Here is a 20939-nt window from a genome sequence, read left to right on the forward strand (position 1 = left end):
ATGACCGACTCCCTTCAGGCGCGCTGGGCGCATCTGATCTCTATTCTTGCCGCTGATCCGGCAGTGACGGCACGTCAGCGTGGTTTCGTGAATCTTGCGCAGCCTCAGGGTCTGATGGGTTCTTCTCGTCTCATCATTGAGGTGCCGAATAAGCTGACCCGTGCAGTCTTCGAGGAACAGATTAGTGCTTCGTTCCGTGCGGCTCTGCACGAGGCTTTTGGCCCCTCAACCACCGCGCTTTTCGATGTGAATGAGTCGATGCTTCCGGTTGAACCTGCAAGTCAGGACGTTTTCCAGGGTGAGCGTGAGGTTCCTGTTGAGCACCAGCCAACCCCTTCGATAACGACGGCTTCTGTGCATCCCGAGACGCCCGCTGGCTCGCGTGCCTTTGAGTACTACACGGAGCCGCATCCGGGTCCGGACCACTACGAGGTGCCCGCTGATGAGCAGGTCACCTGCCCCTCTATGCATGCTTTGGAGGCGGAGCGTGCCGGATTCCCCTCCGTACAGCAGCCCGCTCCGACAGCTCCTGTTGAGGCGCCATCTCCTCGCGAATACCCGACACCTTCTTTCGTTCCGGACGCCCCGGCGGTACCGGAGGCTCAGCAGGTGCATCCGCATGAAGACCCGGAAAACGCGCCGACTTGGGATAGCTCTGCCCGACTGAACCCGAATTACACCTTCGACACCTTCGTGATTGGTCAGTCCAACCGCTTTGCGCACGCAAGCGCTTTCGCAGTGGCGGAGCAACCCGGCATTGTCTACAACCCGCTGTTCATCTACGGCGGTTCGGGTCTGGGTAAGACCCACCTGCTGCACGCGATCGGCCACTACACCAAGTATCTGTACCCGAATTTGCGGGTGCGCTACGTGAATTCTGAGGAGTTCACGAATGACTTCATTAACTCGATTCGTGACGATGAGGGTTCGTCGTTCAAGCAGATTTACCGCAATGTCGATGTTCTGCTGATTGACGATATCCAGTTTTTGGCGGGTAAAGAGGCGACGATGGAAGAGTTCTTCCATACGTTTAACGCCCTGTATAACCACCAGAAGCAGATCGTGATTACCTCTGATTTGCCGCCGAAGCAGCTGACCGGTTTTGCTGAGCGTATGCGTTCACGGTTCGGTTCAGGCCTGAATGTGGATGTGCAGCCTCCGGAGCTGGAGACTCGTATCGCGATTCTGCGGAAGAAGGCTCAGAACGAGATTTTGCCGGTGCGCGATGACGTCATGGAATACATTGCGTCCCATGTCACGGCCAATATTCGCGAGTTGGAGGGCGCGCTAATTCGTGCGAGCGCTGCCGCCTCAATGAAGAAGCCGCCGGAGCCCATTACCCTGGCTGAGGCTGAGACTTATCTGAAGGATTTGCTCTCTGATACCGGTGGCGCGGAGATTACATCAGCACTGGTTTTGGCGACGGTGGCGAAGTATTTTGATGTCTCCATTGAGGATATGCAGTCGAAGTCTCGCACCCGTACACTCACGAATGCGCGTCAGGTGGCGATGTATCTTCTGCGTGAGCTGACCGAGATGTCTCTACCGCGTATTGGCAACGATTTGGGTGGCCGCGACCATACGACGGTGATGCACGCGGTGCGTAAGGTGAGCGCACAGATGGCTGAACGTCAGACAATTTTCAATCAGGTGACTGAACTGACGAATTTGATCCGCCAGGAGCAGCGCGCCGCCGGCTAAATGTGCTTTTCTCCCCGTTCCGTAGCTTATTTTGCGCCTCGACTAGATGTTTTATAGGATTCCGGGCGAGCATTCACGCTGGATTCAAGGATTTTAGTGACTCGAAAAAGTGGATTTTCGGGGTGTGGATAAGCTGTGCTTTAACTCATGCATTCGTGTGGACGTTAAGTGCATGAATATTCAAAAGGTGTGGAATCGAGAAAATGTATAAATATCCATACACAATGCATCCTCAGCACTGAGTGGATTCTTCCACTTAATGTCCACAGGCTACTTCCGTGTCATTGCAGGCAAGGAAGGGGTTTTCCACCGTTTCCACAAGCGTTAACAATACTACTGTACTTAAAGAAAAAATCCTCCCCATAACAAGTCGTTCTGCTCAGCAAACCGGGTTGGTTCAGGTTTTTCTATGTGTCCCTACTGAAAATCGTAGATTTTTGCGGATTTGGATTGATTGCTGCGATGCTATCTCTGAGCTTGGGTTTGCATAAGAAACCAACACTGAATCATCATCTAGTTCGAATCTTTTTTCGACCGGATTCACTGCATCTTCCACCTATCTTTGTAATTACAAAAATACAGCGGCCCTTAATGCCTTTCCCCACCCAATTTTTCACTACAGGATTGACCTTCGAGTCTCTGTGTAATTACAAAATCCGGTAGGATGGATAGACGCGCGCGCGGAAGATTCACTGCGCATCAGAGCACGCGGTATTTCCGGCTCTATCGTCCAAAGTTTTACGTGCGCCCAAAAACTACTATCTAATTCCGTGAAAGGCGCCTTCTCGATGAAATTCACCGTTGAACGCGATGTCCTTGCCGAAGCAGTCGGCTGGACGGCACGCTCACTTCCGTTGCGTCCCACCTCCCCCGTACTCAACGGTCTGCTGATTACCGCCTCCGCAGGTGAGGTTAGCATCGCAAGCTTCGATCACGAGACCAGCGCCCGTCAGGTCATTGCAGCCGATGTTGAAGTAGAAGGCGTTTGCCTGGTTCCCGGCAAAATCCTGGCAGAAATTTGCCGTTCTTTGCCGAACGCGCCCGTCGAGTTCACTGCAGATGAGTCCGTTATTCGTATTCACTGCCGTTCCGCTAACTTCCAGCTGGCTGGCATGCCGGTCGTGGACTACCCTGAGCTTCCCGAGCTTCCCGAAATTTCCGGTACCGTGGACGGCGCTGAGTTCGCTGAAGCCGTTAAGCAGGTTCAGATTGCGGTGTCCAAAGATGAGACCCTGCCGCTGCTGACCGGTATCCGCGTAGAAATTAATGGCGACACCATGACCCTGCTTGCCACCGACCGCTATCGCCTGGCAATGCGCGAAATTAAGTGGAACCCGGTCAATCCCGATGTTCAGGCGGCTGTGCTACTGAAGGCTAAGACCGTCTCCGAGGTCGGTAGCACCCTCTCCGGATCTGGTGAACTGTCTATCGCTCTGCCCGCCGCCGGCGAGCTGATCGGCTTTACTGCCGGCTCCCGCCGCACCACCAGTGTTCTAATGGACGGTGACTACCCCAACATCCGCGCACTGTTCCCGGAGCAGACCCCGATCCACGCAGTTGTTCGCACCTCCGATCTGGCTGAGGCTGCTCGACGTATCTCCCTCGTGGCGGAGCGCAATACTCCCCTGCGTCTGAAATTCACTCAGGGTTCGGTTGCTATTGATGCCGGCCGCGGTGATGAGGCTCAGGCTTCCGAGACTCTGCAGGCGCACCTGTCAGGTAATGACATCACCGTTGCGTACAACCCCGCCTACCTCTCGGATGGTTTGAAGGTTTTCGGTACTGAGTTTGTTCGTTTCTCCTTCACCGATGCGCCGAAGCCCGCCGTGATTTCCGGTCAGAACGAGCCTCTGGCTGAGGATGACCGCAACTACCGTTACCTGCTGATGCCGGTTCGCCTGCCGTCGAACTAGTTCCAGCCTTTGCCGCCCCGTACGTCTTTCGGTGCCCATGCGCCGCGAGTATGTGCGGGGTTGCGCTGTTTTTTCTGTGCTCATCCACGCGGAAAAACCTAGTATTGTGACCTCTCACTGTGCCTTCCAGCAGGGTGCCGTGAAGCCCTAAGATAAGAACCCTAGCTAAGAACCCGCGTATGAAACCCCGTGAAAGGAGCTTCCGGTGTATATCGACCATATTTCGTTGTTGGATTACCGCACCTACGCTCTGCTGAGTCTGCCTCTTTCGGCGGGAGTTACGGTGTTTCTGGGCTCGAATGGTGTGGGGAAAACCAACATTGTTGAGGCGATCGACTATGCAGCGTCGCTATCTTCGCACCGTGTAAGTTATGACGGACCGCTGGTGCGGATGGGCGCTTTGCGAGCTTATATTCGCACCCGTACGGTGCGTGGTTCGCAGCAGACGGTGACTGAGTTTGAGATTGCTCCGGGGCAGAGTAACCGGGTGCGCATTAATCGTGCCGCGCCGGTTCGTGCTAAGGAGGCGCTGGGTATTGCCCGCACGGTGCTGTTTTCTCCGGAGGATCTTCAATTGGTGAAGGGGGATCCTGCGGGTCGTCGTCGTTTTGTGGATGAGCTGGCTATCTCTTTGCGTCCGGTGGTTGCCGGCTACCGTAGCGAGTATGAGCGGATTTTGCGGCAGCGTAATTCGCTGCTGAAATCCATGCAGCGTAAGGCGCGGGACGAGAACGCTTTGAGCACACTCTTGGTGTGGGATGAGCAGCTGTCGACTCTGGGCGCCCAGCTGCTTTCTGCGCGTTTTCGTCTGCTGCAGCGTTTTTTGCCGCAGCTTCGCCGTGCCTATGCGGGGCTGACGGACGGCTCTAAAGAGGTCGGGTTCAACTATGAGTCGACTGTTTTTTCGAGCATGGGCGAGCGCTCAATCGAGCATGCGGCGCTGATGCGCATTGAGGACCTCAAGGAGGCTTTGATGCGTGGTTTTGCGGAGCGTAGGCGCGATGAGATTGAGCGTGGCGTGACCCTGGTGGGTCCGCACCGTGAGGATATTACCCTGCTTCTCGGCGGCATGCCGGTGAAGCATTTTGCCTCGCACGGGGAGAGCTGGTCTTTTGCGCTGGCACTGAAATTGGCGTCCTGGTTTGTGCATGTTGAGGATGACTCCTCGGTGGGTTCTTCGCCGATTCTGATTCTTGATGATGTGTTTGCGGAGCTGGATTCTGCGCGCCGCCACCGCCTGGGTGCGATGGTTGCTGGTGCGGAGCAGGTGCTGATTACCTGCGCGGTACTTAGTGATATTCCGGAGGAGCTGGGCGACTACCGGCTGGTGTCGGTGACCGCGGGACACGCCGAGTATGCGCATCCTGCCACCGACTCTGTCACTGACTCTGCGGGACGGTCGAGCTCAACCGATTCTGCGCTCGAGGAGAGTGACGGCAATGAGTAACCCCACCCGTCCCCAAAACCATGTTTCACGTGAAACATTCGATGAATTCGCGGAATCGCAGTTTGTGGAGACTCAAAATCCGCGCGAGGTTGACTGCGTAGGTGAGTTCTACCGTGACGAGGTGGATGCCCCCTCCGCCCTGCTGACCCGCATGCGAGTGGCAGCTCAAGAACGCGGCGAGGCGCCCCTGAACGTCTTCTCAGCGAATAAAATTATGCGCGATTTTGGTGCGGTCATGTCCGGTACCGCCTCGAAGAAGAAATCACTGCGAGCGCAGGGCTGGGACCCCCGCGTTATGGGCGGCTATAGCGGCCCCGGAGAGAGCTCTCGCGATCCCAAACCCCTCGGTGGTATCGTCAGTGCTCTGATGCGTTCTCGCGGATGGAAAGAGCCCGTGGCAGTCTCTAGTGTGCTGGCTCGCTGGGCAGAGCTGGTGGGTCCTGAAATCGCGGCGCACACCCGCCCGATCAGCTTCGAAAACTCCATTGTTGAAGTCCAATGCGACTCTACCGCCTGGACGACTCAGCTGCGCCTGATGCAGGGGCACCTCATTGAACTATTCCGCCACGAACTGGGTGAAGGTATCGTAGCTCAAGTTCGAGTACTGGGTCCGAACAACGGACACTGGAATCAGCGAGGCTATCGGCGCGCCACCGGCATGCGCGGTGTACGTGACACATACGGGTAGCCTTCTGATTGACCCCGACCCTCGGGCACCTTCTGGTTGAACAGTGTTAGGTCAAAATAAGCCTTTTTCTACACGGCATGAAAGCTATAGAAGCGCCAGCAATCCCCACGAGGCTGTGAACTGTACCCCCTTACCTCAAGAGGGGGTTGAACCACTCTAAACCGCCTTTGTGGGCTTTTGAACGGGTGATAGCCCTCAAAAAGCTCAATAAATGACGTATACAGATGGTTTTATGCTCTCTTGCTCGGTAAAATAAAAGAGACAATGCGTAAAGTGTGCCCACCTATGGGCGCTACCGGCAGCACGGGTTGTAATAGGCACTTTCTTGTGCCCTCTGTGAGGCGTTCTAGGCTCCGCTCTTGACTACCCGTAACTTTTCTTCGCCGGTTGCATCATCTACTCAAGGAGTTCTGCCTCGTGGCATCTGAACAGAATGCATCTGAACAGCAGCATGAATACGGTGCATCCGATATTACCGTGCTGGAAGGTCTGGAAGCGGTTCGCAAGCGCCCCGGCATGTACATTGGCTCGACCACTGAGCGCGGTTTGCACCACCTGGTCTACGAGGTTGTAGATAACTCGGTTGACGAGGCGCTCGCTGGCTACGCCTCCGAAATTGACGTGACCATTCAGGCTGACGGTTCTGTCCGCGTGAAGGATGATGGCCGCGGTATTCCCGTGGATGAGCACCCCACCGAGCACAAGTCCACCGTTGAGGTTGTTATGACCGTGTTGCATGCCGGTGGTAAGTTCGGTGGCGGCGGCTACTCGGTCTCCGGCGGTCTGCACGGTGTGGGTATCTCCGTGGTGAATGCACTGTCGACCCGCGTGATTACCGAGGTGCACCGTCAGGGCTACGCATGGCATATCTCCTTCTCTAACGGTGGCGCGCCGGATGGCCCCCTGCGCCGTGGTGAGCCTTCCGATAAGACCGGCACTATCCAGACCTTCTACCCGGATCCTGAGATTTTCGAGACTGTTGAGTTCGACTTTGAGACTCTGCGCGCACGTTTCCAGCAGATGGCGTTCCTGAACAAGGGGTTGACCATTACCCTAACTGATGAGCGCGAGAAGTTCGTTGGTGACGAGGTTACCGACGAGGCGAAGGCGAATACCCTCAACCGCGTGCGCGCGAATGCTGAGGGTTTCACGACCGTCACCTACCGTTATGACAACGGCCTGTTCGACTATGTGCACTTCCTCAATGCAGGTGCGAAGACCATCGTGAACGAGGAGATTGTCTCCTTCGAATCTGAAGACACCGACCGCAATATGAGCCTGGAAGTGGCAATGCAGTGGACCGGTGCATACAAGGAATCCGTCTACTCGTACGCGAACACGATTAACACCCATGAGGGCGGTACCCATGAAGAAGGTTTCCGTGCTGCTCTGACCTCGCTGGTGAACCGTTATGCGCGTGAGAACAAGCTGCTGCGCGATAAGGACGATAACCTCACCGGTGAAGATGTGCGTGAGGGCCTGACCGCGGTGATTTCGATTAAGATTTCTGAGCCGCAGTTCGAAGGTCAGACCAAGACTAAGCTGGGTAACTCGGAGGCTAAGTCCTTCACCCAGCGTGAGGTGAATGATCACCTCGGCGACTGGTTCGGCCGTAACCCCGCGGTGGCTAAGGATATCGTGCGCCGCGCAATCACTGCCGCTCAGGCACGTATTGCAGCTCGTAAGGCACGCGAGACGACCCGCCGTAAGGGTCTGCTGGAAACCAGCTCCATGCCCGGTAAGCTCAAGGACTGCTCCTCGAAAGATCCGTCGATTTCTGAGATTTACCTGGTGGAGGGTGACTCTGCGGGTGGTTCGGCGGTCCAGGGTCGTAACCCGAATACTCAGGCTATTCTGCCGTTGCGCGGTAAGATCCTGAACGTTGAGCGAGCTCGCCTAGATCGTGCCCTGTCGAATGCTGAAATTCAGGCGATGATTACCGCTTTCGGTACCGGTATTGGTGATGACTTCGATATTGAGAAGGCTCGTTACCACAAGATTGTTCTGATGGCGGATGCGGATGTGGACGGTCAGCACATTACGACTCTGCTGCTGACTCTGCTCTTCCGCTTTATGCGTCCGCTGATTGAGGCCGGATACGTGTACCTGGCTCAGCCGCCGCTGTACCGCATCAAGTGGTCGAATGCGCCGCACGACTATGTATACTCGGACGCTGAGCGTGATGAGGCTCTGGATCGTGGTGCCGCAAAGAACCTGCGCCTGCCCAAGGATAACGGTATTCAGCGTTACAAGGGTCTGGGCGAGATGGACTACACCGAACTGTGGGACACCACCATGGACCCAGCACGCCGCACCCTGTTGCAGGTGAAGATGGAGGATGCAGCTGCTGCTGACCAGATCTTCTCTGTTCTGATGGGTGAAGATGTGGAAGCTCGCCGTGAGTTTATTCAGCAGAACGCCAAGGACATTCGTTTCCTTGATATCTAGCCCGAAACGGTATATACCCCATATGACATATGTCAAATGAGGTATATGGCTCTATGGGGCATAAACAAATGAGAAAGTTATGAGCGAAGAACACCAGAATGAGACCACCGAGGTTGACGTAGTCAGCAATGGTGGTGCTGAAAGCGTAGACCACCACGGTCACATTGAGCAGGTGGACCTGCAGACTGAAATGCAGCGTTCCTACCTGGACTATGCGATGGCGGTTATTATCGGTCGTGCCCTGCCGGATGTGCGTGACGGCCTCAAGCCGGTGCACCGCCGTGTGATCTACGCGATGTACGATGGCGGCTACCGTCCGGACCGATCCTTCAACAAATGCGCCCGCGTGGTCGGCGATGTGATGGGTCAGTTCCACCCCCACGGTGACAGCGCTATCTACGACACTCTGGTGCGTCTGATTCAGAGCTGGATTATGCGTTATCCGCTGGCACTGGGTCAGGGTAACTTCGGCTCTCCGGGTAATGACGGTGCTGCAGCGCCTCGATACACCGAGACCAAGATGGCTCCCATTGCCTTGGAGATGGTGCGTGATATCAACGAAGACACCGTTGATTTCCAGCCCAACTACGACGGCAAGTCCCTGGAGCCTACCGTTCTACCCTCACGCATCCCGAACCTGCTGGTTAACGGTTCTTCGGGTATTGCTGTGGGTATGGCGACTAATATTCCGCCGCATAACCTGCGTGAGGTTGCCGAGGGTGTGGAGTGGTTCCTGAAGAACCCGCACGCCACCAATGATGAGCTGCTGAACGCGCTGATGGCGCGCATTAAGGGCCCCGACTTCCCCACCGGTGCACAGATTCTGGGCACCAAGGGCATTGAGGATGCGTACCGTACCGGTCGTGGTTCCATTACCATGCGCGCGGTGGTCAACGTGGAAGAAATCCACGGTCGTACCTGTCTTGTGGTGACCGAGCTGCCGTACCAGGCAAACCCGGATAACCTAGCAATTAAGATTGCTGAGCTCATCAAGGACGGTAAGGTCAGCGGCATCGCGGATTTGCGCGATGAGACGTCGGGTCGTACCGGTCAGCGTCTGGTGATTGTGCTCAAGCGTGATGCTTCCCCGAAGGTTGTGTTGAACAACCTGTACAAGCACACCCAGCTGCAGGAAAACTTCTCCGCGAATATGCTCGCCATTGTTGATGGTGTGCCGCGTACCCTGTCCCTGGACGCGTTTGTGCGTCACTGGGTGGATCACCAGATGGACGTTGTCGTTCGTCGTACCCGTTACCGTCTGCGTCAGGCGGAGGAAGAGGCGCACATCCTGCGTGGCCTACTGAAGGCTCTGGATGCTTTGGATGAGGTTATCGCCTTGATTCGCCGCTCCCCCACCGCTGATGAGGCGCGTAGCAGCCTGATGGAGTTCCTGCAGATTGATGAAGCTCAGGCGCAGGCAATTCTGAACATGCAGCTGCGTCGTCTGGCTGCGTTGGAGCGTCAGAAGATTCAGGATCGCCACGATGAGCTGATGCGTATGATTGCTGAGTACAACGCGATTATTGCCTCGGAGACTCGCCAGCGCGAGATTATCTCTGAGGAGCTGGGCGAGATTGTGAATCGCTACGGCGATGAGCGTCGCACCCAGATTATGTACGGCTACAACGGTGACATGTCCATGGAGGACCTCATCCCTGAGGAGGAGGTCGTGGTTACGATTACTCGCGGCGGCTACATTAAGCGCACCCGCAGTGATCAGTACCGTAGCCAGCACCGAGGTGGTAAGGGTATTAAGGGTGCCTCTCTGCGCGGTGATGATGTGGTGGAGCATTTCTTTGTGACGACTACGCACAGCTGGATTCTGTTCTTCACGAACCTGGGTCGCGTGTACCGTGCGAAGGGTTACGAGCTGCAGGAAGCTGGCCGTGACGCGAAGGGCCAGCACATTGCGAACCTGCTGGAGTTCCAGGGCAGCGAGCATATTGCTCAGGTCATGGAGCTGAAGAGTTACGACGATGCTGAGTACCTGGTGCTTGCTACTCGCGGCGGTATGGTGAAGAAGAGCCGCCTGAGCGATTACGATACGAACCGTACTGCCGGCCTGATTGCGATTAACCTGCGTGAGGGCGATGAGGTTGTTTCGGCGTTCACTGTGTCGGCTCAGGACGATATTCTGCTGGTGTCGCGTAACGGTATGTCGCTGCGCTTCCACGCTGATGATGAGTCGCTGCGTCCGATGGGTCGCTCCACTTCCGGTGTGACCGGTATGAAGTTCCGTGAGGGCGATGAGCTGATTTCTGCGAATGTGGTCACTGAGGGCTCCTTCGTCTTCGTGGTCACTGAGGGTGGTTACGCGAAGCGTACGAGCGTGGATGAGTATCGCGTGCAGGGCCGTAACGGTTTTGGCATTAAGGTTGCTAAGCTAGTTGAGGATCGTGGCGCCCTGGTGGGTGGCCTCATTGTGGATGAAGAGGACGAGGTGCTGGTGGTTATGGCCAGCGGTAAGGTCGTTCGCTCGAACGTGAATGAGGTTCCCGCGAAGGGACGCGATACTATGGGTGTTATCTTTGCAAAGCCCAGTAAGGGCGATTCTATTATTGGTGTTGCGCGCAACCAGGATCGTCAGCTGGATGATAGCGACGATGAAACCACTGAGAACACCGAGGCTTCGGAGTCTTCTGAGACGCCCGGTACGGACAACGAGGGTGAAGCGGCAACTGCCGATCTCACCGCTACTGGAGGTAACTAATGAGCAGCACTCCTGCGTCGACACAGCGTTCGGCGTCGGCTGGCGCATCCAAGTCTTCGGGTGCGGCTAAGGCTGGTGCGCGTCGCCCGGCTCAGTCGCGTTCGGGTCAGGCTCGTCCTGGCGGTACCGCTAAGCGTCCTGCTGGCAAGCGCCCTGTAAAGACTAAGCGTCCGACCGGTTCGCGCCGTCAGTTGGTGCGTCCGGCGCCGCGTTCGAAGATTCGTCGCGCGCGTTTGGTGGTTCAGAAGGTTGATACGTGGTCGGTGGCTAAGCTGATCTTCCTGCTGTCTATTGCTCTGGGCATTGTGACTGTGGTGGCTTCGGTGATTCTGTGGCTGTTCCTGCAGGCTTCTGGCGCGTTTGTCGGTGTGAACCAGCTGATTAGCTCTCTGGGTACCGGTTCGACTGCTGTAGATATTTCGCAGATGATTTCGCTGGGTCAGGTTGCTTTGGTGACTACTATTTTTGCTGTGGCCAATACTGTAGTCTTTACTCTGCTGGGTATGATTGGCGCGATTCTTTACAACCTGGCTGCGAAGCTGGTTGGTGGCGTGACCTTGACTCTGAGCGATGAGTCCTAGTTTGTAGCTTTTTGAGCTTTGTATGCGGGCGGTACTGTCTCCGATGGAGACGGTGCCGCTCGTTCTGTATGTCCCCGTTCTGTATGCTCGGGAACCTTCGATATTAAATGTGATGCAGAACATGCTTTTTTGGTTTGGTGTTACCTTCAAAAACCTGTATAGTTATATTTCGTTCTACGGAAGAAATTCCGCAGAGGGAGGGCGTATAGCTCAGACGGTTAGAGCGCTTCGCTGATAACGAAGAGGTCCCAAGTTCGATTCTTGGTACGCCCACTCCACACTATGAAAGGCAATAATGAAGAGATTATTGATTCTTACTGTTATTTCGTGTGTCACTGTGAAGATCTTGAAGAAGTATCAGAGCAATGAAGTCGTGAAGGCTTGGAAGAATAACTAAACAGTGGTTTCCGCTGAGACGGGGGCGTGGCGCAATTGGTAGCGCATCTGCTTTGCAAGCAGAGGGTTAGGGGTTCGAGTCCCCTCGCCTCCACTTTCCGGTGATTATAGCAAGAGGGAAACGCCTGGCTCCATTCCGAACCCAGAAGCTAAGACTCTTCGCGCCGATGGTACTGCACTTTTGAGGGTGTGGGAGAGTAGGTCATTGCCGGTTTCTTTTTGAAAAAGACCCCGTATCGAAAGATGCGGGGTCTTTTGTTGTATGCTGAAGCTGGTATATGGCAATCTGGGCATCTGTCCCATGTTGTATCTGACCTATGTATGCTTGCGGTCTTTGAGGGGAGCTCTTGACTGTAGCTTGGTGATCTTGGCGTGTGATGGCAAGTACAGTTGATCGAAACCCACATCTGCAGCGAAAAGGGTGCTGCTTGGGCGTGAATGAGGGATAAATGAGGTCTGAATAATAAAGATGAGTCACAAAAAAGAAAGCTGGGAGGTTCCTGAAGGTGAACACTTGGTGAACACACTTTAGCCTATCGATGGATATAATCGCCCCTCTCCCCCACGTCTACGCTTAAGCCACATAAACCAACTTAAATATTCTGTTGGGTGCACCTATCCTGCCGCGGAATTTCAGTGTTTTTGCTCCTAAAATGTAGGCTCTCCAGTGAAACCCTCACGAAAACCCGTAAATAGATATGGGTTCATCTGTTATTTCGTGTTAATCCGGAATACTTTAGATTTCGCGAAAACCGACAGATAATTTTCTTGTGACTACAGAACTCATTATTCTCGTGATCGTGGTGCTTACCGCGCTCGCCTTCGACTTTACGAATGGCTTCCATGACACCGGTAACGCGATGGCAACCTCCATTGCAACCGGTGCTCTGAAGCCTAAGACCGCCGTGGCGCTTTCTGCGTCCCTGAACCTTGTGGGCGCATTCCTCTCCGTTGAGGTGGCACGCTCGGTCGGTAGCGGTATCGTGAACCTAGACCGTATCGATGTAGCGACGGATGGTTCAGCGCTGATGCTCATCGTCTTTACCGGCCTGGTTGGCGGCATCCTCTGGAACGTTTTGACCTGGCTTTTGGGTCTTCCCTCCTCCTCGTCGCACGCTCTGTTCGGTGGCCTGATTGGTTCGGCTATTGTCGCTATCGGCTTTGACGGAGTGCAGTGGATGGGCGTTCTGTCCAAGATTATTGTTCCCGCGGTTCTCTCCCCCGTCATCGCGGCTATCGTGGCAGCAACCGGTACCTGGCTGGTTTACCGTATTGCTGCTCCGGTTGCTGATGACCGTAAGCACGGTGGTTTCCGCAAGGGACAGATTGCGACCGCCTCCCTGATGTCTCTGGCACACGGTACCAACGATGCGCAGAAGACCATGGGCGTGATTTTCCTGGCTCTGGTTGCTTCGGGCACCCTGAACAATGACGATGCGATTCCCATGTGGGTGAAGGCATCCTGTGCTGTTGCTATTGCCCTGGGTACTTACCTGGGCGGCTGGCGCATTATCCGTACCCTCGGTAAGGGCATTGTTGAGGTGGATACCCCTCAGGGCGTTGCTGCTGATGGCGCGTCTGCTGCGATTATTCTGACCTCTTCGCACTTCGGTATGGCACTGTCCACCACTCACGTGGCATCCGGCTCGATTCTGGGTAGTGGCCTGGGTCGTAAGGGCGCTGAGGTTCGCTGGTACGTTGCTGGCCGTATGGTGGTTGCTTGGCTGATTACTCTGCCGGCTGCTGCAATTGTAGGTGCGCTGACCTGGTTGATTGGTCACGGCCTGAATACTCTGAGCGGTACTCAGTTTGTTGGCGAAATGACCGTGTTTGCGTTGCTGATTATCTTCTGCTTCCTGATGTGGCGCCATTCCCGGAAGGACAACATTGATGCTTCGAATGTGACTGGCGACTGGGATGAAAAGGAAGGCGCTGCAGTCACCAGCGCTGAAGTATCCGCAGAAGCTCAGACTCTTGCTACTGAGAAGGCAGGTTCGTAGCCATGCAGTACGTAATCGACATTCTAGATAAGGTCATTCCGGTGTTTATCGCCGGTCTGTTCTTCGGTGCGGGCCTTCCGGCACTGTATGCGATGGGTCTGCGTCTGCTGGCCGGTCGTACCGAATACACGGCAGACGGCAAGCTTGTGGAAATTGAGCCTCCGGGAACGATGGCGAAGATTGCCGCGTCCTGCATTTTTGCTATTATCGTAGCAATCGTAATCATCGGTATTCTCTGGGTCGCTAAGGACTTTATCGACCACACTTTCGGCTGGAATATCTTCGGCGTAACCGGTGGAGGCCACTAATCCCGTGAACACTAAATTGCATATGATGACTGCTTTGAAGGAGGGGCTCGGTGCCTGATAAGAGCATAATCTCTCGAGTAATCGACTGGCTGAGCATCGGGTATCCCAAGGATGTTCCGGTGCAGGACCGTGCGGCAGTGATGGCTATTTTGAAGATGCGTCTGACCGATGAGCAGCTGCAAGAAGTTGTTCGTCAGCTCATGCAGTCTCGCGCTGCCCGTGGTGAGGCATATGTCAGTGACCAGCGCATTAATGAGTACATGCGTCGCGTGGTGGACCATACTCCGACTCCTCAGGATATTGATCGTGTCGCTAAGATTCTTGGTGCTCACGGTTTCCTAATTGCGGAGAATCACGTGAACGAGGATGCAGAGCCCCTCGCAGGCGGCACCGAGTATGTTGCGTATGAGGATCCGACGACCGGTGAGATTCGCATTGCGGAGCTTGCTGCTGAGTCGGCTAATATCCCGGCTCCGAACGCTGCTTCGGTTGAGGAAGCCTAAATAATCTGTGCTGAGAGTTCAGAGCTCTCATGAAGCTTATGATCTATGGGGTGGACTGAGTCCACCCCATAGATTTTCTTTATGCCCTTGTGATTGATGCGCCGCGATTCTTTAGCAGATGTAAGGACGCGAGCGGTATTCTAGAGGGACTTCACTCCCCTCAAACCGCCGGTGGGCTTTGCGCTCGCTCTCACTATGGAGATTCTGTGTCTTCTTCACCTACCCCTGAACCCGAGAACTCTCACATTACATCCGCTCAGGGCTCTTCTGAGGCGGCATCGGTTGCCGCTGAGGACTCTGTTGCTCAGACCCCATCTACTCGCGTAAATGCCGCTCGCAAGGCTATTGCCGGGCAGATGCGCCACCTCGTGGTGCCCCGCCGCTCACTGCTTCTGACAGGCGGCGTGGTTGCCGCCACCGGGGTGCTCGCCGCAATGCCGCAGATTGCGGCAACCGGAGTGCTGGGCGAGGATGCGGCAGCGGTGGTTTCAACCGAGAAGCTGTTGGTGCGCCGCGAGCGTCTGATTCGTGAAAATATCGATACCCGCTACCTGAAGATTGAGTCGCTGGGGCGTATCTATGTGGGTCAGGGGCGCCGTGAGCAGGATCTGCGTCTGGTGGGTTCTTTCTCCCTCACGGAGGCGGCACAGGCCGATTTGCCGGTGGCTGCTACAGCGCTGACAAACCTGTCTGTCTACGGTTCTTTGAATCGGCTGAGCGTCACCTACGGAGGTGTGGACTTGGCGAATGACCCGCAGAATATTGCTCATACGGTGACGGATGCGCCGGTGAGCCCGCTACGCGTGAACGAATCGGCAATCCTGAAGGAAGAGCAGTGGCTGAAGGTGCTGACCGCTAACGCGGCTCTGGGAACGACTGCGAGCTACGCCCAGGTGGGCCTGCTGGCAGATGAGCTGCATCTGAATACTGCAGTGATTGATGAGAACTATGAATCCCTGATGAAGCGTTTCCGTACTCTGGCTGAGCTGGATTTGAAGAACGAGAGGGTACAGCAGATTCACCTGAATATTCAGTTGGCTCCGGAGAAGGCACTGAGCCTGCCCTCGGGTGCGCAGTCGAAGATTTCGGTGAGTGTTGCCGAGTCTTCGCGTGTGGCAACGGTCACTGATGTGTTGTCGAAGGCTGCCACGAAGAAGGAGCTCAACACTTTGGCGTCGTTCTCACTGGTGTGGAATGCTCGCGAGAAATATCCGTCGGCGAGCCAGCGGGATGGGTTTAAGGTGGGTTTCACGGCTCCTGAGTCGAAGGAGGAGACTGCGAAGGAGGCACAACGCACTGCGGTTCGTAAGTACCTGCAGGAAGTTAGTGCCTCCCTGCAGGCTCTGACGAAGCGTGAGGCGACAGTGCCGGGTGAGGTTATTACCTAAATCCCTCAGTAATGTGATGGGTTTAACTAAAAAAATGCACCTGAGGATTTGGTGAAGTCGTAAAAGTTGTTATAGACTAGTAGGGCACCACGGGGGCGTGGCGCAATTGGTAGCGCATCTGCTTTGCAAGCAGAGGGTTAGGGGTTCGAGTCCCCTCGCCTCCACTTTCCGGTGATTATAGCAAGAGGGAAACGCCTGGCTCCATTCCGAACCCAGAAGCTAAGACTCTTCGCGCCGATGGTACTGCACTTTTGAGGGTGTGGGAGAGTAGGTTATTGCCGGTTTATTTTTGAACCGAGAACCCCATGTTGAAAGACATGGGGTTCTTTGTATATCCGGGTATCTCAGGGAAATACAGCAGGGTGCACCCAAGGAGATTTAGTGCTCTATCTCTAGCGCCTCCTTTTGCCTCTGCCCCCCTAAAAAAATAAATAAATAGCCGCCCACCAGAGCACAACTCTAGCGGGCGGCTATCTTTCATAAAGCACTCCCTCACGCCGCTAGCGGCGTCTCAGAACGTGTAGAGAGGAAAAACGGGGAATATAACGCTTATGCGTTCTTCCAGGGGTCCTCCACGGGGCGAGCTGCGTTATAGGCTGCAGCGCCCGCAACACCCAGAGCAACCAGCAGACCCAGGAACGCCAGCCCCTTACGGGGGCGCTTGCCGCCGTTACGCTCAATACGAGCCAGTTCCTTCTCAGCGGAACGAACGGTCTTCGCGGTAGCCTTACGAGCCTTGTTCAGGGCCTTCTTGTTGCCGGTCAGCTTCTCAGCGAACATCTCAGCGGTCTTGCCTTCCAGCGCGGATTCAACAGCAGCCAGAGAAGAGACGATAGCCTGAGCCTTAGCGGCCTTGCGTGCCTTACGCTTCTTGCAGCAGAACATAGGGTGACCTCCATCGGTTAAAATGCGCTAGCAACCAGAAAACGCCGCCGCGCGCGTAGTGTTCACCTCTCAGGATATTCAATTCCCGCCCAAAAAGCCCGCTCAACGGTGCGCCCGGGGCGAAAAAATATGTTAGATGGCGAATGAGCACCGCCCCGTGCCACAATAGAGCCATGACTAATGCAACTGCTAAGGCAACTATCCACACTAACTACGGTGACATCATCGTCGAGCTCTTCGGCAACCACGCACCGCTGACTGTTGAAAACTTCATCGGCCTGGCTGACGGCTCCCGTCAGTGGAAGCACCCCCGCACCGGTGAAATCATGAACACCCCCCTGTACAAGGACGTCGTGTTCCACCGCATCATCAAGGACTTCATGATTCAGGGTGGCGACCCCCTGGGCATGGGCGTTGGTGGCCCCGGCTACCAGTTTAAGGACGAGATTCACCCCGAGCTCTCCTTCTCCAAGCCCTACCTGCTGGCAATGGCTAACGCAGGCCCCGGCACCAACGGTTCTCAGTTCTTCATCACCACCGTTGAGACCCCCTGGCTGAACGGTCGCCACACTATCTTCGGTGAGGTTACCGATGAGGCATCCAAGAAGGTTGTTGACGCTATTGAGGGCGTTGAGACCGGCTTCCAGGACCGCCCGGTCAAGGACGTTGTCATCTCCTCGATCGATATCGAAAAGCTCTAACAAACCCGATCAGAAAGCTCATACAAGCATTCTGCTGAAGGTATTGAGAAAACACGTATAGTTCAGGGGCCCGCCAGGATTCTTCCGGTGGGCCCCTGCGCTTATATGCCCACATACACCACCTTCGGATGAACTGGTACACAACCTTTGGAGGTTCAGTGGAGAACTTTCCCAACTACGCAGGCTATGCACAGACCCCCACGGTCTGCATCAACCACCCCAACCGCGTGAGCTACGCCCAGTGTGGGCGCTGCAATCGAACTGTCTGCGGCGAATGCCAGGTGGCACTGGACGTGGGGATGGTCTGCCCCGATTGCTACCGCGATCTCACGGGCGGCAGCTCGAAGGCGCAGGGCTCCTTCCTGGCGCACCATTGGCATATTAGCTACACGCTCATTTTGATAACCGCTACGATTTACGGCCTGCAACAGATCATCCCCAGCCAATGGGTCGTTAAACATGGCGCCATCTGGTGGCCCTACGTCCAGCACGGCGAGTACTACCGCATCATTAGCTACGGTTTTCTGCATTCGCAGAATGACCCGATGCACCTGGTGTGGAACGTGATTAATCTGTTTATCTACGGCGTGTCCCTCGAACGCATGATGGGCCGCTGGAAGTTCCTCTTCGTGTATCTGGGCTCAATCGTCTTTGGAGCCATCGGCGTGTATGTATTGGCTCCTGCAACCAGTGTGGTGGGTGCCTCCGGAGGTATTTTTGGCCTGATGGGTTCGTTCTTGACCCTACTGATCATCATGAAGCAGAAGGACACCGCCCGTGTGTTTGCCATGATTACCGCGGTAAATGTCATCTATAGCCTTGTGGCTTCGTCAAATATTTCCCACGCGTGCCACGCGGGTGGCTTTATAGGCGGCGTACTGCTGACGCTGCTACTTTTTCCTTTTGCGAAGAAGCCCGAGTCCTCGAATCCGCTGCCGTAAAGCCCTCAAGAGTGGCTCAACGGCAGGTATTGAGCCTGAAAAACCGCGAAATCCGACACTGATATACGTTATCCACAGTAGTTTTCCACACTGTGTATAACTACATTCGTGTAATTCCACGATTGTGAGTGTAGGTTAAAAATCTGTAGATACAGGCTAAAACAATCGAATTACACAGGCTGAATTACACGGGTGTAAGAGTTTTCCCCAGATTTCTCCACAGATGTGGAAAACTTTAAACACCAGGGTGTGTGTAATTACAAAAAATTCCGGTGCTATGCACCGGAGAAAATAAAAAGTGCCCGGACAGATCAACTTTCCGGGCACTTTCACGTATCGAGCCCCTCACGGGGCAAAGAAGCAGCGGGCGCGAACCTAATTTGCCTGAGCCTCCGCCTCCTCAACCTCCTCGGGAGTGAGCTCCACACCGGTGTACAGACGGAACTGCTCAGCAGCCTGCAGAGCAATCACTTCACCGCCGTGAATAACTTCCTTACCTGCCGCGCGAGCTGCACGCACCAGTGGAGTCTCAACGGGCATCGCCACCACATCAAAGACCACCTGCGCCTCAGTAATAGCCTCTTGCGGGTAAGACAGCTCTTCGCTCTCCTCACTGCCAGCCATGCCAATCGGGGTCACGTTCACCAGAATTGGCGCTCGCAGATTGCCCACCTCCGGTGCCCAGGCGTACTCGTAACGCTCAGCCAGCGCACGGCCTGTCTTCTCGTTGCGGGCTATAATCATGCCCTGCGAGAAGCCTGCGTCAAAGAACGCGCCAGTCACAGCCGCCGCCATACCGCCCGAACCACGCAGCAGGAACGGTAGCGACGGATCCACATTATGCGAACGCAGCAGGGAAGCTACCGCAATCACATCCGTGTTGTACGCTTTCAAGAAGCCGTCAGTGTTCATAATCGTGTTTACTGCACCAATAACCGCAGCCGAGTGATCCATATCGTCTATCAGCGGAATAACAGCCTGCTTGAACGGCATAGACACCGAGCAGCCGCGAATACCCAGTGCACGCACGCCGGCGATAGCACCCTCAATATCAGTGGTGGTCATCGCCTTGTATAGGTAATCCAGACCGTGCTTCTCATACAGATAGTTATGGAACTTAATGCCGTGATTTGACGGATGACCAGACAGAGAAATACAGATCGCCGTATCGCGGTTCAGCGCAGGGCGAGCCATCTTAAGCCTCGCCGCCAGCGTCGAGAGTGTTCTGAATCAGCTTCTTCACCTTGTTGCGGCTCACCAGGTCAGCAACCACAAAGTGGGTGTCGCCGGTGTCCACGGTGGGAACGATTGCGTTGCCGTCGTTGAGGGACTTCACGTGTGCCTCAGCCTGCGGGTCTTCCCAAATGTTGACCCAGGTAGCGTGGTCGCCCAGCTCACCCAGCTTAGAATCCAGAGCCTCGCAATAAGGACAGCCGGGACGCCAATAAATGACGACGCCGCCATCCTTCATGACCTCGCGTGCCTTCTGCTGATCGGACTGCTGACGTTCAAACATGGTTCCTCCATAGATGGGGTGCTCCGCGGTCTTCAGGAGGCGCTGAAACCTGCCTGAGAGCGTAGCTTAATAAAATTGACATATCAAGCATAGCCTGAGGTTACAGGGGTGGGGGAGAGGTCCTCATAGGGCGAACATCCGAGCAGTACCCCCCCAGCCCGCGCAACACTCTCCCAGAAGTCTTCGCCCCGCGCTTTAACGGCATACGCCCCACACCAAGGTTGCCGGACCAATGATGCGGGGCGTATACAGTTCGCGAGAAAGTGCGAGCACTTGTGCTGAGTAAGAGTAAAAGAAGAGTGAAAACAGGATACCCGGTGGTAACTGAAGCTGAGCAATAAGCCGAGTGAGTTGGTGAATGAAAGAACCCAGGTGGGGCAGAGCGCCCCATTATTCGAGAGAGATGTTGAGCGAAAGCCTGAAATGCAAATCCAGAGGAATGGTGCCCTACCCCATGAGGAGGTGAGGTAAGGCGCCAATCCAAAGGATGCTGTTGCCTTACTTGCCGAACTTCTCGGTCAGCTTGGAGACGTTGTCGGTCACGACCTCTTCAACCTTGGCAATCTGCTCGTCGGTGACGACCTCCTTGCCAGCCGTGTCGTTGATAACTTCCTTAGCCTTGTCGAGACCCTGCTCAACGGTGCCCTTGATGTCGAAGCCCACGGGGGCCTCCTTTCTGCACTTTCGCGCTCTAAGCCTCACTTGTGGTGAGGGGTGATTCGCCGTGCTGGCGAAATCGGAGTGTAATGCTTTGGTAGACGAAACCTGCAAACTGGGTTTATGCCTGACGGTAGAACCCAAGTGCAGATACTA

17 protein-coding genes, 3 tRNA genes and 2 rRNA genes are annotated in these 20939 nt (G+C 55.2%); 18 read left to right on the forward strand and 4 right to left on the reverse strand.

Annotated features, from left to right (window positions below; translation table 11 throughout):
• The 16 genes from dnaA to rrf (QFX07_RS00080) all read left to right on the forward strand — a co-directional run bounded on the left by dnaA (window position 1) and on the right by rrf (QFX07_RS00080) (window position 16367).
• Window positions 1-1701: a chromosomal replication initiator protein DnaA gene (gene dnaA / locus QFX07_RS00005; protein ID WP_279754404.1), complete on the forward strand. Its 1701-nt coding sequence runs from the start codon at window positions 1-3 to the stop codon at window positions 1699-1701.
• 788 nt (window positions 1702-2489) lie between these two features.
• The gene (dnaN, locus tag QFX07_RS00010; RefSeq protein ID WP_279754405.1) at window positions 2490-3614 is read left to right on the forward strand and encodes a DNA polymerase III subunit beta; all 1125 of its coding nucleotides are present in this window, start codon (window positions 2490-2492) and stop codon (window positions 3612-3614) included.
• 205 nt (window positions 3615-3819) lie between these two features.
• On the forward strand, window positions 3820-5061 hold the full coding sequence (gene recF / locus QFX07_RS00015) for a DNA replication/repair protein RecF (protein WP_279741957.1): 1242 nt from the start codon (window positions 3820-3822) through the stop codon (window positions 5059-5061).
• Window positions 5054-5749, forward strand: coding sequence for a DciA family protein (locus QFX07_RS00020; RefSeq protein ID WP_279741956.1), 696 nt, complete (start codon window positions 5054-5056; stop codon window positions 5747-5749). Before recF ends, QFX07_RS00020 begins: the two co-directional genes overlap by 8 nt.
• A gap of 417 nt (window positions 5750-6166) precedes the next feature.
• Window positions 6167-8197: a DNA topoisomerase (ATP-hydrolyzing) subunit B gene (gene gyrB / locus QFX07_RS00025; RefSeq protein WP_279754406.1), complete on the forward strand. Its 2031-nt coding sequence runs from the start codon at window positions 6167-6169 to the stop codon at window positions 8195-8197.
• A 79-nt stretch (window positions 8198-8276) separates the two neighbouring features.
• Window positions 8277-10907, forward strand: a complete 2631-nt coding sequence (gene gyrA / locus QFX07_RS00030) for a DNA gyrase subunit A (RefSeq protein WP_279754407.1) — start codon at window positions 8277-8279, stop codon at window positions 10905-10907.
• The gene (locus tag QFX07_RS00035; protein WP_279741953.1) at window positions 10907-11488 is read left to right on the forward strand and encodes a DUF3566 domain-containing protein; all 582 of its coding nucleotides are present in this window, start codon (window positions 10907-10909) and stop codon (window positions 11486-11488) included. The genes gyrA and QFX07_RS00035 overlap by 1 nt, the downstream gene beginning before the upstream one ends.
• A gap of 199 nt (window positions 11489-11687) precedes the next feature.
• A tRNA-Ile gene (locus QFX07_RS00040) sits at window positions 11688-11761 on the forward strand.
• Between the two features lie 144 nt (window positions 11762-11905).
• Window positions 11906-11978 (forward strand) — tRNA-Ala (locus tag QFX07_RS00045).
• Between the two features lie 3 nt (window positions 11979-11981).
• A 5S ribosomal RNA gene (gene rrf, locus QFX07_RS00050) occupies window positions 11982-12098 on the forward strand.
• A gap of 556 nt (window positions 12099-12654) precedes the next feature.
• The gene (locus QFX07_RS00055) at window positions 12655-13884 is read left to right on the forward strand and encodes an inorganic phosphate transporter (RefSeq protein WP_279741952.1); all 1230 of its coding nucleotides are present in this window, start codon (window positions 12655-12657) and stop codon (window positions 13882-13884) included.
• Window positions 13885-13886: 2 nt separating this feature from the next.
• On the forward strand, window positions 13887-14192 hold the full coding sequence (locus QFX07_RS00060) for a hypothetical protein (protein WP_279741951.1): 306 nt from the start codon (window positions 13887-13889) through the stop codon (window positions 14190-14192).
• 50 nt (window positions 14193-14242) lie between these two features.
• A complete protein-coding gene (locus tag QFX07_RS00065; RefSeq protein WP_279741950.1) occupies window positions 14243-14695 on the forward strand; it encodes a DUF3349 domain-containing protein in 453 nt (150 codons plus the stop codon).
• 206 nt (window positions 14696-14901) lie between these two features.
• Window positions 14902-16083: an acetamidase gene (locus tag QFX07_RS00070; RefSeq protein WP_279754408.1), complete on the forward strand. Its 1182-nt coding sequence runs from the start codon at window positions 14902-14904 to the stop codon at window positions 16081-16083.
• A gap of 91 nt (window positions 16084-16174) precedes the next feature.
• Window positions 16175-16247: transfer RNA gene (locus QFX07_RS00075), tRNA-Ala, on the forward strand.
• Between the two features lie 3 nt (window positions 16248-16250).
• Window positions 16251-16367, forward strand: a 5S ribosomal RNA gene (rrf, locus tag QFX07_RS00080).
• Between the two features lie 265 nt (window positions 16368-16632).
• On the opposite strand, the gene QFX07_RS00085 is transcribed toward rrf (QFX07_RS00080), so the two are convergent.
• Window positions 16633-16968 (reverse strand): hypothetical protein, encoded by a 336-nt coding sequence (locus tag QFX07_RS00085; protein ID WP_070684764.1) that lies wholly within the window; start codon window positions 16966-16968, stop codon window positions 16633-16635.
• A 173-nt stretch (window positions 16969-17141) separates the two neighbouring features.
• On the opposite strand from QFX07_RS00085, the gene QFX07_RS00090 reads away from it, so the two are divergent.
• Together QFX07_RS00090 and QFX07_RS00095 are read left to right on the forward strand one after the other, a co-directional pair.
• A complete protein-coding gene (locus QFX07_RS00090; protein WP_279741948.1) occupies window positions 17142-17669 on the forward strand; it encodes a peptidylprolyl isomerase in 528 nt (175 codons plus the stop codon).
• 158 nt (window positions 17670-17827) lie between these two features.
• A complete protein-coding gene (locus tag QFX07_RS00095) occupies window positions 17828-18610 on the forward strand; it encodes a rhomboid family intramembrane serine protease (protein ID WP_279754409.1) in 783 nt (260 codons plus the stop codon).
• Window positions 18611-18985: 375 nt separating this feature from the next.
• Here QFX07_RS00095 and QFX07_RS00100 read toward each other — a convergent pair whose 3' ends face one another.
• The 3 genes from QFX07_RS00100 to QFX07_RS00110 all read right to left on the reverse strand — a co-directional run bounded on the left by QFX07_RS00100 (window position 18986) and on the right by QFX07_RS00110 (window position 20789).
• Entirely contained in the window at window positions 18986-19804 is an 819-nt protein-coding gene (locus QFX07_RS00100) for a shikimate 5-dehydrogenase (RefSeq protein WP_279754410.1), read from the reverse strand.
• A 1-nt stretch (window position 19805) separates the two neighbouring features.
• Window positions 19806-20126, reverse strand: a complete 321-nt coding sequence (locus QFX07_RS00105) for a glutaredoxin domain-containing protein (protein WP_279741945.1) — start codon at window positions 20124-20126, stop codon at window positions 19806-19808.
• 498 nt (window positions 20127-20624) lie between these two features.
• Window positions 20625-20789, reverse strand: a complete 165-nt coding sequence (locus QFX07_RS00110) for a ribosome recycling factor (RefSeq protein ID WP_279741944.1) — start codon at window positions 20787-20789, stop codon at window positions 20625-20627.
• Window positions 20790-20939 lie beyond the last annotated feature (150 nt).

Source organism: Rothia similimucilaginosa, assembly GCF_029850985.2.
Lineage (GTDB): Bacteria > Actinomycetota > Actinomycetes > Actinomycetales > Micrococcaceae > Rothia.